At 39.7% G+C, this 16,695-nt stretch carries 16 protein-coding genes; 12 read left to right on the top strand and 4 right to left on the bottom strand.

The genetic code is table 11. The features are described from left to right. The first annotated feature begins 9 nt into the window (after positions 1–9). From WAO84_RS08310 to WAO84_RS08255, 12 genes are all read left to right on the top strand, one after another. A complete protein-coding gene (locus tag WAO84_RS08310; RefSeq protein WP_340065048.1) occupies positions 10–615 on the top strand; it encodes a hypothetical protein in 606 nt (201 codons plus the stop codon). 300 nt (positions 616–915) lie between these two features. Beyond that, positions 916–1,371 (top strand): 50S ribosomal protein L13, encoded by a 456-nt coding sequence (rplM, locus tag WAO84_RS08305; RefSeq protein ID WP_340065046.1) that lies wholly within the window; start codon positions 916–918, stop codon positions 1,369–1,371. Further along, entirely contained in the window at positions 1,372–1,758 is a 387-nt protein-coding gene (gene rpsI / locus WAO84_RS08300) for a 30S ribosomal protein S9 (RefSeq protein ID WP_340065044.1), read from the top strand. A 170-nt stretch (positions 1,759–1,928) separates the two neighbouring features. Continuing rightward, positions 1,929–2,792 carry a 30S ribosomal protein S2 gene (gene rpsB, locus WAO84_RS08295; RefSeq protein ID WP_340065043.1) on the top strand — a complete coding sequence of 288 codons (864 nt, stop codon included), beginning with the start codon at positions 1,929–1,931 and terminating at the stop codon, positions 2,790–2,792. Positions 2,793–2,883: 91 nt separating this feature from the next. Continuing rightward, positions 2,884–3,708 carry a translation elongation factor Ts gene (tsf, locus tag WAO84_RS08290; RefSeq protein WP_340065041.1) on the top strand — a complete coding sequence of 275 codons (825 nt, stop codon included), beginning with the start codon at positions 2,884–2,886 and terminating at the stop codon, positions 3,706–3,708. Between the two features lie 179 nt (positions 3,709–3,887). Next, positions 3,888–4,595, top strand: coding sequence for a UMP kinase (gene pyrH / locus WAO84_RS08285; RefSeq protein WP_340065039.1), 708 nt, complete (start codon positions 3,888–3,890; stop codon positions 4,593–4,595). A 48-nt stretch (positions 4,596–4,643) separates the two neighbouring features. Further along, a complete protein-coding gene (frr, locus tag WAO84_RS08280; protein WP_340065037.1) occupies positions 4,644–5,198 on the top strand; it encodes a ribosome recycling factor in 555 nt (184 codons plus the stop codon). 96 nt (positions 5,199–5,294) lie between these two features. Next, a complete protein-coding gene (locus WAO84_RS08275; protein WP_340065036.1) occupies positions 5,295–7,814 on the top strand; it encodes a DUF5686 and carboxypeptidase-like regulatory domain-containing protein in 2,520 nt (839 codons plus the stop codon). Between the two features lie 48 nt (positions 7,815–7,862). Beyond that, positions 7,863–10,259, top strand: a complete 2,397-nt coding sequence (locus WAO84_RS08270; RefSeq protein ID WP_340065035.1) for an efflux RND transporter permease subunit — start codon at positions 7,863–7,865, stop codon at positions 10,257–10,259. A gap of 267 nt (positions 10,260–10,526) precedes the next feature. Continuing rightward, a complete protein-coding gene (asnS, locus tag WAO84_RS08265; RefSeq protein WP_340065034.1) occupies positions 10,527–11,960 on the top strand; it encodes an asparagine--tRNA ligase in 1,434 nt (477 codons plus the stop codon). Between the two features lie 281 nt (positions 11,961–12,241). Next, positions 12,242–13,699, top strand: a complete 1,458-nt coding sequence (rpoN, locus tag WAO84_RS08260) for an RNA polymerase factor sigma-54 (protein ID WP_340065033.1) — start codon at positions 12,242–12,244, stop codon at positions 13,697–13,699. Further along, positions 13,699–14,304: a hypothetical protein gene (locus tag WAO84_RS08255; RefSeq protein WP_340065032.1), complete on the top strand. Its 606-nt coding sequence runs from the start codon at positions 13,699–13,701 to the stop codon at positions 14,302–14,304. The genes rpoN and WAO84_RS08255 overlap by 1 nt, the downstream gene beginning before the upstream one ends. Positions 14,305–14,311: 7 nt before the next feature. Here WAO84_RS08255 and WAO84_RS08250 read toward each other — a convergent pair whose 3' ends face one another. The 4 genes from WAO84_RS08250 to WAO84_RS08235 form a co-directional block, all read right to left on the bottom strand. Further along, positions 14,312–15,001 carry a porin family protein gene (locus WAO84_RS08250; protein ID WP_340065031.1) on the bottom strand — a complete coding sequence of 230 codons (690 nt, stop codon included), beginning with the start codon at positions 14,999–15,001 and terminating at the stop codon, positions 14,312–14,314. Between the two features lie 118 nt (positions 15,002–15,119). Beyond that, on the bottom strand, positions 15,120–15,602 hold the full coding sequence (locus tag WAO84_RS08245) for an ExbD/TolR family protein (RefSeq protein ID WP_340065030.1): 483 nt from the start codon (positions 15,600–15,602) through the stop codon (positions 15,120–15,122). 11 nt (positions 15,603–15,613) lie between these two features. Then, a complete protein-coding gene (locus tag WAO84_RS08240) occupies positions 15,614–16,228 on the bottom strand; it encodes an ExbD/TolR family protein (RefSeq protein WP_340065028.1) in 615 nt (204 codons plus the stop codon). Between the two features lie 20 nt (positions 16,229–16,248). Continuing rightward, positions 16,249–16,692 carry a hypothetical protein gene (locus WAO84_RS08235; RefSeq protein WP_340065026.1) on the bottom strand — a complete coding sequence of 148 codons (444 nt, stop codon included), beginning with the start codon at positions 16,690–16,692 and terminating at the stop codon, positions 16,249–16,251. Positions 16,693–16,695: the final 3 nt, after the last annotated feature.

Below are 16,695 nucleotides of genomic sequence, written 5' to 3'. Positions count from 1 at the left end.
ATTTATATAATGGCACGAATATTTTTCATCATACTCGTTATTAACTGTGCTCAGGCAGCCACCGCTCAATTTGGTCAAAACCATGCTATTTATACTACCAGCGAGCTCAATGTTGGCAATTATTTCGGGCTTGATCTACACCTTAATTACCTCTACAAAGAGACCTACTCTTTAAAAGTAGGCTACAGCGGATATATACGAAAACCAAGATCCCAGCCCGATGACTATTCATCAGGGCTAGGCGGAATAGTGCTCTTTGGGCTGGCCAACCCGTATGACCAGTTGGAAACCTTTCAAATTGCCGTAGGCAAAATATACCGCCTCCGCGAAAACGGTTATGCAAGAATTAATTTATCTTTCGGGCTGGGTTACACTATAATCAGAGAACCTGAAAACTGGCAAAGAGCCAATGGAGCCGCCCTCTCAGAAAACTACACCTGGAACTATGGAAGCTATAATACGGTGAGCTTTATTGTTAACCCCAAAATAGAATTTCCGTTCTCGCGCTTTTACGGGTTGACTGTCTCCCCTGTGTTCCAAATAAATAAGGATCGGATTTATATTGGTATTGGCGTGGGGCAAATGATCGGACTCTTGAGAAAAAGACAACCCTAGCTCATTTTCAAAAACTATGGTTCCCGACACAATTCTTAGCATGTGAATTGATATTCTGATGTATAAGAAAGTATTTTATACCTATCATACCGGCCCGTGTATTAACAGGCTCCAGTACCTAAGAAGAAAGAAGAAGCATCCCTTTCCATTAGACAGATAAAAATCAAATATTTACAGCTCCTAAATTATTAGTTACCCCTGTTTGTTATTAATATTATTAGTTGTACATTTGCACCCCGCTATCCGACAGCTATCGCTGTTCGGGAAGCAATGGAATGTTTAATTTTTAAAAAAATTAATGTGGATACATTAAGCTACAAAACAATTTCAGCCAACAAAGCCACCGTAGATAAGCAGTGGGTGTTAGTTGATGCTGAAGGACAGACGTTGGGGCGTCTTGCCAGCAAAGTAGCCAAGCTACTAAGAGGTAAGTACAAGCCTAATTACACCCCGCACGTAGACTGTGGTGATAATGTGGTTATTATCAACGCAGAGAAAATAAACCTTAGCGGCAACAAATGGGAAACTAAGGAGTATATTCGTCATACGGGGTACCCGGGAGGACAGCGCGTAACTACCGCGAAGCGGCTTTTACAGAAAGATGCCTCCAGAATTGTAGAAAAAGCAGTAAAAGGTATGTTGCCTAAAAACAAACTGGGTGCTGATCTTTTTCGTAATTTAAAAGTGTATGTGGGGCCAGAGCACAAACAGGAAGCTCAAAAGCCCGCCGCAATTAACTTAAACGATCTTAAGTAAATGGAAGTAATTCACAAAATTGGCAGAAGAAAAACAGCTGTTGCCAGAATTTATGTTTCAGAAGGAAACGGAAACATCTCCGTTAACAAAAAAGACATTAACACCTACTTCCCTACACCTACTTTACAGTACAAAGTAAAGCAGCCTCTAACCCTTACCAATACAGAGGAGAACTTTGACATTAAAGTAAATGTGTACGGAGGAGGGATCACAGGACAGGCAGAAGCCGTTCGCCTGGCTATATCCAGAGCACTTTGCGAGATAGACGCAGAAAACAGAGTAGCCTTAAAGCCTGAAGGTCTTCTTACCAGAGATCCCAGAATGGTAGAACGTAAGAAATACGGACAGAAGAAAGCCCGTAAGAAATTCCAGTTCTCTAAACGTTAATCTACAGTTTAGACGTATCTATAACTGTTAAGATGTTCATTGATTATTGAAAAACCAGTTGTCGTTGTTTCGCAATGCGAAAATTTAGTTTAGCATCCAAATGATGAAGGCTCCCGAAAAGGTACCACTTGATCATTGCTAATCTCAACGGAACGTAAACTATTAACGAAATGACAAACAAAATAGAAGTAAAAGAATTACTAGATGCAGGTGTACACTTTGGTCACCTCACCCGAAAGTGGAATCCCAACATGGCCCCTTATATATACATGGAGCGAAACGGGATACACGTTATCAATCTCTACAAAACCGCTGCGAAGCTTGAAGAGGCAAATGAAGCTCTCAAAAAAATTGCAGCATCCGGAAGAAAGATACTTTTCGTTGCTACTAAAAAACAGGCAAAAGATATCGTGGCTGATAAAGCAGCAGGTGTAAATATGCCTTACATTACCGAAAGATGGCCCGGAGGTATGCTCACCAATTTCGTGACCATACGAAAAGCCGTTAAGAAAATGACGTCTATCGACAAGATGAAAAAAGACGGTACTTTTGACACCCTTTCGAAAAAAGAAAAATTACAAATCGATCGTTTAAGAGCCAAACTGGAAAAAAACCTGGGCTCTATTGCCGATATGACCCGTTTACCGGGAGCCCTTTTTGTAGTTGATACCATGCGCGAACACATTGCAGTAAAAGAAGCTCAAAAATTAAACATTCCTATTTTCGCAATGGTGGACACCAACTCAGATCCCAGAGAGATCGATTATGTAGTTCCCTCAAATGATGATGCATCAAAATCTATTGAGAGCATCCTCACCCATGTCACCTCTGCCATAGCAGAAGGGCTAAGCGAGCGAAAAGCCGATAAAGAAAATGCGGCTGCTACAGAAAGTGAAGCACCTGCTAAAGAAGCACCAGCCAAAGCAGAAGCATCCAAAAAAGCCGAAGCTAACAAAGAAGCCGAAGCTCCCGTAGCGACAGCTACAGAAAGTGAAGCACCCGCGCCCGCTACTGAAAAAAAAGAAGATAATTAATTAATAACCATTACATAAAGTTAGTGCATAACAAAGCTGTTATTTTAGAATTTATTTTGCAGTAACTAACTCATAAAAATCAGATATCACAATGGCAAATATTACCGCCGCAGACGTTAATAAATTAAGACAAGCAACCGGTGCCGGTATGATGGACTGCAAAAAGGCACTTGTAGAAGCCAATGGCGACTTTGATAAAGCCATTGAAATACTTCGTAAAAAAGGACAGAAAGTTGCTGCCAACAGAGCAGACAGAGAATCTTCAGAAGGTGCTGTCATTGCAAAAGTAAACGACTCTCAAAGTGAAGGAGTTATCATTTCACTTAATTGTGAGACTGACTTTGTTGCCAAAAACGAAAGCTTCGTTTCACTGGCTCATCAACTGGCCGATAAAGCATTAGAGCATTCCAGTCTGGACTCATTTATGGCTGCTGATTTTGATGGAATTTCCATTTCAGAAAAGCTCCTGGAACAAACCGGAGTAATTGGTGAGAAAATCGAGATCGGTGCTTTCAAAAAACTAGAGGCCCCTTTTGTAGGATCGTATATTCACGCCGGAAATAAGATCGCTACCCTGGTAGGTTTATCTGAAAAAACAGACGGTGCTGAAGAAGCAGCTAAAAATGTTGCCATGCAGGCAGCGGCTATGAATCCCGTAGCCCTTGACGAAAACGGAGTAGAGCAATCAATTATTGAAAAAGAGATCGAAATTGCTAAAGATCAGCTTAGAGCCGAAGGCAAGCCCGAAGAAATGCTGGAAAACATTGCCAAAGGAAAATTAAAGCGTTTCTTTAAAGATAATACACTCGTTAATCAGGACTATATAAAAGATAACAAGCAAAGCGTTGCAAACTATGTGAAATCTGTAAATTCAGACCTTAAAGTAACTGCTTTTGAAAGAGTTGCCTTAGGATAGCCAAACATATTTTTTTAAAAGGCCACAGCTTTGCTGTGGCTTTTTTTATACCTGATTATGCCCTCATCTTCTTCATTTAGTAGATAAATCTGAAAAGCGAATCACTCCCAAAAATTATTTTCCTTAATTTTGCGCCTGACTATTTGAAACAAACAACGAAACCATAGTATCGTGCTCTAATGCAATACAAGAGAATTCTTTTAAAACTAAGTGGAGAGGCCCTTATGGGGGACCGCCAATACGGTATAGACCCCAAAAGGCTGTTAGAATATGCCAAAGAGATCAAAGAAGTAATGGACAGAGGTGTTCAGGTAGCTATTGTTATTGGCGGAGGTAATATCTTTCGTGGAGTAGCCGGGGCCAGTAACGGGATGGACCGCGTACAGGGCGATCATATGGGTATGCTTGCTACCATTATTAACGGTCTCGCCTTACAAAGCGCCCTGGAAGATGAAGGGTTGGAAACCCGTTTACAGTCTGCCATAAAAATTAATGAAGTAGCCGAACCTTTTATTAGAAGGCGCGCCATACGACACCTTGAAAAAGGAAGAGTTGTCATTTTTGGCGGAGGAACTGGAAATCCTTATTTCACAACAGATTCTGCTGCCGTTTTAAGAGCCGTTGAAATAGATGCCGATGTGATATTAAAAGGTACACGGGTAGATGGGATCTACACATCAGACCCTGAGAAAGATACTTCTGCCACAAAATTTGACCATATATCATTTGATGAGGTACTTAATAAAGGGCTCAAAGTAATGGATACTACTGCGTTTACGTTAAGCCAGGAAAACCAGTTACCCATTATAGTATTTGACATGAATAAAAAAGGAAATCTTTTCAAAGTAGTTTCCGGTGAGAATATAGGCACCAAAGTGAATATTTAACCGGAAAACATATTTTGATAGGGCATTCTAATTAATTACCATATAATTATGAACGAAGAAATTGACTTTATACTTGACAGCACGAAAGAGTCTATGGATGGGGCGATCTCACACCTTGAAAAAGAATTTACAAATATACGAGCCGGTAAAGCATCACCGTCTATGCTCGGTAGTATTTTTGTTGATTACTACGGCTCCCAGACCCCGCTAAGCCAGGTAGCTAATGTAAACACTCCCGATGCGCGTACCCTGTCCGTTCAACCCTGGGAAAGATCCATGCTGCAAACCATAGAAAAAGCTATTATGGTTGCCAATCTTGGCTTTAACCCCATGAACAATGGAGAAATGATCATTATTAACGTACCTCCATTAACGGAAGAACGCCGTAGAGAGCTTGTAAAACAAGCCAAAGGTGAAGCCGAAGATGCCAAAGTAAGTATTCGCAATGCCAGACAGGAAGCTAATAAGGAAATCAAAAAGCTGGATATCTCTGAAGACCTCGCCAAAAATACAGAGGTCGATGTACAGCAACTCACCAATTCCTTTATTGAAAAAGTAGATACCCTGCTTATAGCCAAGGAAAAAGAAATTATGACCGTGTAGTTAAACTTTCTATAAAATAAAAGCGGCTTTTAAAGGCCGTTTTTATATTTTTTGTAACATTACACACAAAATTCCGTTTTCCTCATAAACACGTTCATGCGCAGCAGCCTTTTCTTATTTATCTGCCTGCAGGCTATGGTGGCTTTTGCCCAGGAAATCTATACCGGTACAATTACCGGCGGAAAAAACGACTCCCCTCTTCCTTTTGCAAATATAGTTACAAATACAGGTACCGGTACCATTACCGATGCAGACGGGAACTTCACTCTGCAAAAAACCCCTGCACTCACTCATTTTACCGTGAGTTATATTGGCTACAAAAAAATAACTGTGCCTATTGATAGTAATATACGCTTTTACCATATACAACTTGAAAGCGATATACAGCAGTTACAGGAAGTAACACTTACCGCAACCGATTTAAGAGCACTTGCCATTATTCGCAATGCCATAAACAAACGAGCAGAAAACAATCCAGAAGAAAAACTTAAAAGTTTTCGTTTCAATGCCTATACCAAACTTCTGGTAACCGCCAATCCTGATTCTATAAATGCTGAGATTGATTCTGTGTTTATTCGTAAAAATGGGAAACTCAAATTATCATCTGTTGACTCTACCAACTATGAGCTCAAGAAAACCCTTCTTCGTTCGCATCTTTATATGAGCGAAAAAGTATCAGAATATGTTTTTACCCAACAAAAAGGAAGGAGAGAAAATGTGCTGGCCTCGCGAATGGCTGGTTTTAAAGAACCGGTGTATGAACTGCTAACCCTTCAGGTTCAGTCTTTCTCATTTTATAATAATACCTATACCTTACTGGCAACCAATTTTACTGCTCCTCTCGCCAGTAACGCTTTAAACACATTTAATTACCGCATACTGGATACGGTAGAGACTCAGGGACGTGAAGGATACATGATTTATTACTTTCCCAAAAAACGAAAGCCTTACACTACTCTGGAAGGTGTTTTATATATAGATGCCAAAACCGGAGCCATTCAAAAAGCCATAGCGCAGCTTAAAGGCCTGGTGAATATAAAGGCCCAACAGTCTTTTAAGTATTTTTCAAATGAGGATACCTGGTTCCCCGTACAAAGAACCATACAGATACAAAAAGGAAAAGGCAAAAAAAGTCCTCCTTTGTTTGGAGGTGCCGTCATTTTAAACAGTGATACTGATAATGAGAACCCCAGGATCGTACATAGCAACCCGCAGAACAGTACCGACGAAATAGGTCTATCTATTGTAGAAAGTAATTTTGACATTACCCTTAACACCCCGGTAAAAATTAGAGGAAGAGGGCTCTCCATGGAAATTGATGAAAAGGTTTCCTCCCAAAACGAAGAGTTCTGGAACACATTCCGGCCTCTTGCACTAACACCCAGAGAAAAAGAAACCTATCGTTACGTAGATAGCATCACAGAAGCGATAGATGCAGAAGACAAATTAGGCTTCGTACGTAAATTATTCCAGGGCTACCTCTATACCGGCCCTGTAGATTTTGACCTGCGCTACTTAATAAAATACAACAACTTTGAAGGTTTCAAACCGGGTGTGGGGGTAGTAACCAACGATAATTTTTCAAGTGTTTACCGGTTAAGTGCTTATGGTATTTACGGTTTTAAGGACAAAGACTTTAAGTACGGCCTGGGCGCTGCCGCGAGACTGAACCGGTATTATAACAGTTGGCTGGGCTTTATGTACACCGATGACCTGATGGAGACCGGTGCAGCTCCTTTTATTACAGATGGGAGAGCATTTTATGTGTTTGAACCCCGTTTGTTTAATATATTGCTGTTTCACAAGCACAAAACCCTCAGCGCTTATCTGGAACATGACCTTACAGCAAAATTTAAGACCCGCCTGCAACTCAATAAAAGTGATGTAAACCCTACGTTTGATTATCGGTTCTTTAACAACAATCAGTTTTATGACAATTTTAAAACAGCAACAGCCCAGCTCGCTTTTGAATGGACCCCTAATAACGAGTACATGCTGGCAAAAGAAGGAAAACAAACTATAAAAAAAGCCTCTCCGCAATTTTCCTTTCAGGTGACCAAAGGTTTTGAAAACATCATGGATGCCGATTTCGATTTTTGGAAATTTACATTCAGAGGTAGTTATGAGATCACCCCTGTAAATCGCGGTATAACCTCATTTCTTCTCAGAGCAGGTATTGGTTTCGGAGACCTGCCCATTACCGAACTGTTTCACACATCACCAAATAACCCGGTAAACAATGCCATTCTACGGCGTTTTTCAGTAGCCGATCGCAACAGTTTTGAAACCATGTTCTTTAATGAATTCTTTTCAGACCGTTATCTCTCTCTTCAGGTAAGACATACTTTTAAAAGGTGGGATATAGGCCCGGGGTTTAAACCAGAACTGGTACTGGTGTCACGTTTTGCCATTGGCGATGTGAACAATACCGACCGGCATCTGGACTTCACATTTAATTCTCTTGAAAAAGGGTATTATGAAAGTGGTATTGAACTTAATCGCCTTTTTAAAGGCTTTGGTATAAGCACATTTTACCGGTATGGCCCTTACAGACTGCAAGGATTTGACAATAATTTTTCATTTAAATTCACTTTTAATTTTAGTTTGGGTTTTTAGGTAGCTTCCCCTTCATTTTTTCTAACTTTGCCCCTGAAAAAGAATGGCATGACAACTTGGTTTAACACAAGCTTTTGGGCGGGTATAGCGAGGATCATTTTACGAAACCGGATTCTTATTTTGGTGGCTTTAGTAAGTATGACCATATTTCTCGGCACAAAGTGGAAACACATGCAGTTTACATACACAGAAGCCAATCTCCTGCCGGATGATCATCCTGTTAATGTTGCCTACAACCAGTTTCTCAACGTTTTTGGCGAAGAAGGTAACCTGATCGTTCTCGCCGTAAAAGACAGTGCCCTTTTTTCACCTGATAACTTTAACCGATGGAACCGGTTAAGCAAACAACTAAATGCTTTTCCCGAAGTAGATCTTGTACTATCTACTGAAAACCTTAAGCTACTCACCAAAGACACCGTTAATCAGGAATTTGCACTACAACCTTTTATGAATGGCCCCGTGAAGGCCCGTGAAGAGATCGAGCAGCTTAAAAGTACACTTTTTGAAGATCTACCCATCTATGAAGACCTGCTCTATAGCGCAGACAATAAAACCATACGAACCGCCGTATATCTCGATAAAGACATCGTAAACACATCAGTACGTAAGGATTTTGTGTTTAATGACTTCATTCCGCTTATCAAAACATTTGAGGCCGAAACCGGCCTCGAAGTACGTGTATCAGGTATGCCCTACATACGCACCCTTAATGCACAAACCATTGTTGATGAAATTGGCGTTTTTATCGCCGCTGCTCTTTTGGTTACTTCACTTATATTTTTCTTTTTCTTCCGGTCTTTCAGAGCCACCTTTATTTCCATGATTGTAGTAATGGTTGGCGTTATGTGGGCCTTCGGCATACTTGGATGGTTACGTTACGAGATCACTGTACTCACAGCACTTATACCCCCGCTTATCATTGTAATTGGTATTCCCAATTGTATATTTTTTATCAATAAATACCAACAGGAAGTAAAAAAACACGGAAATCAGGCAAAATCCCTCCAAAGAGTGATCTCAAAAATCGGAAATGCCACATTAATGACCAATACCACCACAGCCGGTGGGTTTGCTACCTTTATCATTACAGAAAGTAAGCTCCTCAAAGAGTTTGGTATTGTTGCCTCAATCAATATTCTGGTCATTTTCATTCTTTCCCTGCTTATCATCCCCATTGTTTACAGTTTCATGTCCCTTCCCAAAACAAAACATCTTAAACATTTAAATAAAAGATGGATTGGAGGTTTCGTAAACTGGATGGAAAATACCGTTAAAAATTATCGTATATCGGTCTATGTTATATCCGTATTTTTACTGGTAGCCAGCATCATAGGTATTTATCGCATCAATATTTCAGGAAGCCTTATAGAGGACATGCCTAAAAACTCCGAATTTGTAAAAGATATTCGGTTTTTTGAAGAAGAGTTTAACGGTGTGTTGCCTTTAGAGATTATGATTGATACCCGCAAAAGAAATGGTGTCCTTAAATTGCCTACATTGAACCGTATGGACGAAGTAGAGGGCCTGATCCGGGATACCCCGGAACTGTCCAACCCTATTTCCATAACCAATCTCATTAAATATTCCAAGCAGGCGTATTACAACGGAAATCCTGACTATTACCAGTTACCCACCAACTTGGAAAAAAACTTCATTCTCTCCTATGCTCAAAAATCTTCAGGTAATGTAGATCTGCTGCAAAGTTTTGTAGATAGCTCCGGACAAACTGCCCGTATTACCACCTTTATGAAAGATATTGGCACAGACAGAATGGAACGTATTGAAGAAGATCTTGAACAAAAAATTAAAAAAGTATTACCTAAAGAGCGCTATGACGTTACTATAACCGGTAAAGCTTATCTTTTTACCAAAGGCACCAAATACCTCGTTAGAAATCTTATTTTATCTCTGGCACTGGCCATCGTACTTATCTCTCTGTTCATGGCCTATATGTTCAGATCGTTTAAAATGATCATTATCTCACTTATACCCAACCTTTTTCCACTGGTAGTTACTGCCGGCGTTATGGGGTTTGTAGGAATCCCGATAAAACCGTCAACCATTCTCGTCTTTAGCATTGCTTTTGGTATTTCTGTGGACGACACTATACATTTTCTGGCTAAATACCGACAGGAACTCACAGAGAATCGTTGGAAAATACGAAAATCGGTATATGCAGCCCTTCGAGAAACCGGAGTAAGTATGTTTTATACCTCCATAGTATTGTTTTTCGGGTTCTCAGTCTTTATGATCTCCAGTTTTGGAGGTACCGTAGCGTTGGGTGGGCTCGTTTCGGCCACATTGATGTTTGCAATGCTCGCAAATTTAATTTTATTACCTTCTTTACTGTTGTCGCTTGAGCGTAATATTGCCAATAAGCAGGTTCTTAAAGAACCCAACTTTAATATTCTTACCGAAGAAGAAACTGAGGAGCGTATTAATTAAAATAGTAAAAGCCTGCCAGAGAAAACATCTCTGTACAGGCCTTTTAGGTTCCCCCAAACCTACTAAATTTTAATGTAGAAGGGCCAATTGATTAATAGCACTTCAAAACTATAAAATGAGTAGCATTTAAAGAAGGGGCATTTTCCCCTATTTCATACTTCATACACGCTATTTAACCCACCCGTTTCACACCTTATATCTTGTCTCATAATTTTACCCTACATTTCAAGCAAACATTTATCTTTGCAACTTCATAAATACCGTGAGATGAAGGAATACAACGTTATTGAACTACTCGAAAAAGGAACTATTCTAGAAGAAGTGTTAATAAAAGGCTGGGTGCGTACCTTTAGAAGTAATCGTTTTATAGCTTTAAATGATGGTTCTACCATTCATAATATTCAATGTGTTGTAGATTTCGATACGTTTGACGAATCGCTTCTTAAACGCATAACCACGGGAGCGGCTATAGAGGTAAAAGGCACACTGGTAGAAAGCCAGGGAAAAGGTCAAAAAATTGAAATACAGGTCAGTGAACTTACTGTTCTTGGTGATTCAGACCCCGAAGAATACCCTATACAACCTAAAAAACACTCGTTAGAGTTTTTAAGAGAAAAGGCACACCTGCGGGTACGCACCAATACGTTTGGTGCTGTTATGAGAGTACGGTCCAGACTGGCATTTGCCGTTCATGATTACTTTCAGAAAAATGGATTTTTTCACGTACATACGCCTATCATAACCGGTTCGGATGCAGAAGGCGCAGGCGAAATGTTTCGCGTTACGACACTCGATGCCAAAAACCCTCCATTAACTGAAGACGGATCGGTTGATTTTTCCCGGGATTTCTTCGGAAAAGAAACCAATCTTACCGTTTCCGGCCAATTGGAAGCCGAAAACTTTGCAATGGCACTTGGCAAGGTTTACACCTTTGGCCCCACTTTCAGGGCCGAAAACTCAAATACGTCAAGACACCTGGCCGAATTCTGGATGATAGAACCAGAAGTAGCTTTTATTGATCTGGCAGGAAATATGGACCTGGCAGAAGACTTTATAAAATACGTTATTCAATACGTTCTCGATCATTGTAAAGATGACCTTGTTTTCCTTGAAAAAAGACTCGCCGATGAAGAAAAAGGAAAACCCCAACAGGAACGAAGTGAAATGACCCTTATTCAAAAATTGAGGTTTGTTCTTGACAATCATTTTAAAAGAGTAAGTTATACCGAAGCTATCGATATATTAAAAAACTCAAAACCCAATAAAAAGAAGAAGTTTCAATACGTTATTGAAGGGTGGGGTGCAGATCTTCAAAGTGAACATGAACGCTACCTGGTAGAAAAGCACTTTAAGTGCCCGGTAATACTTTTTGATTACCCTGCCAATATAAAAGCTTTTTATATGCGCCTAAACGAAGATGGCAAAACCGTGAGAGCAATGGATATTCTGTTTCCCGGAATTGGAGAGATCGTGGGCGGTTCACAACGAGAAGAGCGGTATGAAGTACTTAAACAGAAAATTGCCGACCTTGATATTGATGAAGAAGAGTTGTGGTGGTATCTGGAGCTTCGCAAATTTGGTACGGCAGTACACAGCGGTTTCGGGCTGGGTTTTGAAAGGCTGGTACAATTTGTTACCGGTATGACCAATATACGGGATGTGATACCTTTCCCGAGAACCCCGCAAAATGCAGATTTTTAGGCTTGTACCTCACAAGGTTTGGTATAATTTGTCTCGCTAAAAGTCATTACGACAAACCCTGCTCACAAGATACGTTGCAGTTAAATACAGATCATACCGCATAAGCGCATTGTCATAGCAATACTTGGTTCTTGAGGATCGCTTGTAAGTTTTACTAAAGAACACCCTGTTCTCTTACTGCTTTGTTTACAATACATTTGTATATTACATTTTTTCAAAAGCAGATGATCTAATTTCCGTATTTTTGTAATTAGTAACTGAAAGAAGCTTGAAAGCTGTATATGCTAAAACAACAATTACAATTTAAACTTTCCCAAAAGCTGTCTCCACAGCAGATACAGCTCATGAAGCTCATTCAATTGCCTACTCTTGCTTTTGAACAAAGGCTTAAACAGGAACTGGAAGAAAACCCGGCCCTGGAAAGCGGCCGTGAGGAAAACACCGATATGGAAAGTACCCTCGAAGATACCTGGGAAGATGATTATGAGGGTGAAGTAATTGAAACCGATGATATAAATGTAGATGAATATTTGAGTGATGATGAAATACCTGAGTATCGTTTACAAGCCAATAATTATGGGGATGAAACTGATGAAAAAACAGTTCCCTATGCTTCAGGAACTTCTTTTCACCAACATTTGCTAAATCAGTTAAACACCTTTCGGCTGGAAGAACAGGATAAAGAAATTGCCGAGTTTCTTCTGGGCAGCATTGATGAAAGCGGTTATATACGCAGGAGCCTTATGGATGTTACAGATGACCTGGCTTTTACACAAAATATATATACTTCTGAAACCGATGTAGAACGTGTTCTTAAAGTTGTACAACAATTAGATCCTGCCGGTGTAGGTGCAAGAAACCTACAGGAGTGTCTTTTGATACAGTTACGCAGAAAACAGATAACGCCTGATATAGAACTGGCCATCCAGATCCTTGAAAAATCTTTTGAGCAATTCACTAAAAAACATTATAAAAAGCTTCTTCTCAAACACAATGTTACAGATGAAGAACTGAAAAATGCTATTCATGAGGTAGAGCGGTTAAATCCTAAACCCGGAGGAGCTTATTCAGAAAACAGTAAGATTGTTGAACATATAGTTCCAGATTTTACCATTCGAATAAACGAGGGCAAACTGGAACTTACCTTAAACGGGAGAAATGCTCCCGAGCTACATATTTCAAGAGAGTATAATAATATGCTCAAGGGGTATAAGGAATCTAAAGACAAATCAAAATCTCAAAAAGATGCCGTTATCTTTATAAAACAAAAGCTCGATGCCGCCAAATGGTTTATTGACGCCATTAAACAAAGGCAGCAAACGCTTTATATTACCATGAATGCCATAATGCATTATCAGGAAGCCTATTTTTTAACGGGAGACGAGCGAAAATTAAGGCCCATGATTCTAAAAGATATTGCCGATACCATTGGTATGGACGTTTCCACCGTTTCCCGGGTAGCCAACAGTAAATATGTAGATACCCCGTATGGAACAAAACTGATCAAAGATTTTTTCTCCGAATCTATGAAGAACGTTCAGGGGGAAGAAGTATCTACTTTTGAGATCAAAAAAATTCTGGAAACAGTAATTGAAGAGGAAGATAAACGCAAACCCCTTACTGACGACAAACTTGCCGCGATACTCAAAGAAAAAGGGTACCCCATTGCCCGGCGTACCATAGCCAAGTACAGGGAGCAAATGGATATTCCGGTAGCGCGATTAAGAAAACAAATTTGATGAAACGTTTTTTCCGCTTTGTTAGTTACCTGTACCATCCGTTGTTTTTTCCCTTAGCCGGTACAATTGCCTATTATCAGATCTCACCGCGTTTTCACCCGGAAGAAATATGGAAGTCTGTAATTATTTCAGTAGCCATCCTCACATTGTTTATCCCTCTTGCCTTCTCATTTCTGTTAAAAAGTATAGGCTGGATAGAGTCAGTTGAGCTTAGAAAAACCGAGGAAAGAAAAATACCGCTGTATATTTATATTTTTTTAGTATCTGTTGTTTTATACCGCGTTGTGCCCTATACCTTCTCACTCGAGCTGTATTATTTTTTTGTAGGTATCCTGGGCTCTCTGTTAGCATGCCTGTTACTTTTATTTTTTAAGTTTAAGGCAAGTATTCACATGATGGGTATTTCCGGACTTACTTTTTTTATTTTAGGGATGAGCTTTCATTACCAGATAAATATTACCATTGCCCTTACGTTTCTGGTTTTCTCGGTTGGCCTGCTGGCCTCTGCCAGACTCTTTCTTAGAGCACATACCACAAGAGAACTCATAATAGGTATGGTTATTGGGGTGTTTCCTCAGCTTATCACCTTTAAGTACTGGTTATAAATACCTATCAGAGCAAATAAAAGATAAGGCCTACTTTTAATGCTCTCATATCAATAGTTTCCCCTGAAGTAGTCTGTATGTCTTTTTGAAAAATACCATTTAGCGCATAGGAGGCATAAAAATTCCAGGTATTGTACCCAAAACTTACATAGGTATCAGCCTGGAACATCTCCAGATCCCCGTTACGAAACCTGTCTTTTTCACTATCTCCCACAAATTTTGAACTATTGGCAAACACATATCCCAGTTTCACCCCACCATATATGCGCCAGAATTTATAAGTATCCGGTTTAGAAGTACGCCATCTAAGCTCTATGGGCAATTCTACTAAATGTGTTTCTATTTTATTTCTGCTAAAAGATACTTCTTCGGGTACCCGCTCATACGTAATCCCTGTGTTACTTTCGGTAGCTCTCAAGTTTGTAAAATAGGCGTTCAAGCCATACCCCAGACCTACAGCTATGGCAATATTGCGTCTTTTATTAATGGGAATATCTCGTATGTACCCCAATTGAATACCATAGGGCAAATTATTTTGTGTAACTCCCGAAGGGCGGTTAAGAAGTACATTATAGGCGATGCCTATATAAAAATGATCCTCTCTGTAATCGGGATCTGCCATTACTTCAGGAATGGTATCCTGTGCATAACCCAAATGAAAGGTAACCAGAAGAACTAATACAATGATGCGTCGCATACTTCTATATATGGGTACAAAGATAGCAATGTTACTCAGGAATAAAAGAGTAACCCTTTATAACAAACAAAGCCTCATGACATGAGGCTTTGTATCTATTACTAAGTTTAAAAAAATATTATTGAAGATTTCGAAAGGCATCTCCCTGACGGGTAGTATAATTAATTTTTAATGCGTTTACCTTTCTCAATTGTTGCTTGATATCGGAAATGAGTCCCATACCGGTCTCTTCATCTACTTTTAATGCAGTGGTTAATACGTCCTGCAATTCCTGGCGCTTTTTAGCACGTTCTGCAAGAATATAATCTGCTACCTCAGACACATCGGCAAATTTATCATTTAACTGAATTTTAGCTTCCGTCCCGAAGGTTGCCTGATAACGTTGGCTCGGTTTACCGGCATAAATGTAGATTACACGGTCTTTCTTATCCAGCTTTTGTATCTGATCTGCAAAAGGAAGATCGTTTTTCACCATTAAAGAACTGTCTTTCATAACGGTTACCGTCATAAAGAAAAACAATAACATAAATACGATATCTGGCAACGAAGCTGTAGAAACTGGAGGTAATTCTCCACTTTTTTTCTTTCTGAATTTAGACATACTTATCGTATTTAACTGGTTTGCTTAGGTTCTGCTTCCGAAAGCTTTTGAGGGAACATTGCCTGTACCTTCTCCAACTTGGGTTTTAATTCATCTTTCACACCGTCATCTGTACGAGGATCTTTATATTCATCCTGCATATCTGTAAAATTTCTCCCGTATAATTTCATGGATTCACGATTACGTAATTCATTATAAGCGGCAACTAGTTCATTTTGCACGGCTATATACGTTCTATACGAGGTTTTACGGTCATTTTGTAAGGATATGATCGCTTTATCAGGGTTATCAGAAGAGTTAGGATCTCTTTCTCCCTGGCAATAGCTACAGGCTTCTTCTCCGGTTCCTCCTCCATTGTCAAGGAAAGCTATTGCTGCTTTTCTCAGGTCCTTAAGCTGCATAATCTCATCTTCAACCAATAATTGGTTGTTCTGATTAACTACTACTGTAAAGATGTTTTTCTGTTTTACAACAACATCTGTTTCTGGCGGCTCAAGCGGGGGAAGTTTTCTATCCAGCCCTGCATCAGTTTCAATAGTAGTAGTTACCAGAAAGAAGATAAGTAACAGGAAGGCAATATCTGCCATGGAGCCTGCATTTACTTCTTGTAATTTTCTTTTCGCCATAATAAGGTTACTCTACTTTTTTATTTACTAAACACTTTTTTCAAACTTGACACGGCCATAGAAATAATGGCAATCGCAGCAAGAATATAAAAGGCTATTAATCCGGCTCCTACCATTCTAGAGCTGGATTCTGTTACTACAATCCCTTTTTGGGCAAAATCATCAAGATCCACATCTGCACCACTTGAAAGCGCATAACTTATGGCTAACACTATCAGGAACCCTCCAATTGAAATAAGGGCCTTTTTAAGTTTATCAGGACTCTTAAATAGGTTTCTGAAAGTATATAGCAAAACTGCTACGATGGGGATCAATAATAGTACATACGCAATGTAGAACATGAAATTCACATTGGTATCTTCCATTGCTGTGTCCACCGGCACTTCTTCTCCCGGAAGCATAAACCAAAGGGCTACACCCAATACACCGAGTAGAATAAGTACGATTTTAAATATTTTTTGCATTGC

Source organism: Ascidiimonas aurantiaca (assembly GCF_037646345.1).
In the GTDB taxonomy this organism is placed as follows: domain Bacteria; phylum Bacteroidota; class Bacteroidia; order Flavobacteriales; family Flavobacteriaceae; genus Ascidiimonas; species Ascidiimonas aurantiaca.
Note: the sequence above shows the minus strand (reverse complement) of the source record. Positions and strands in the feature narration are given on the sequence as shown.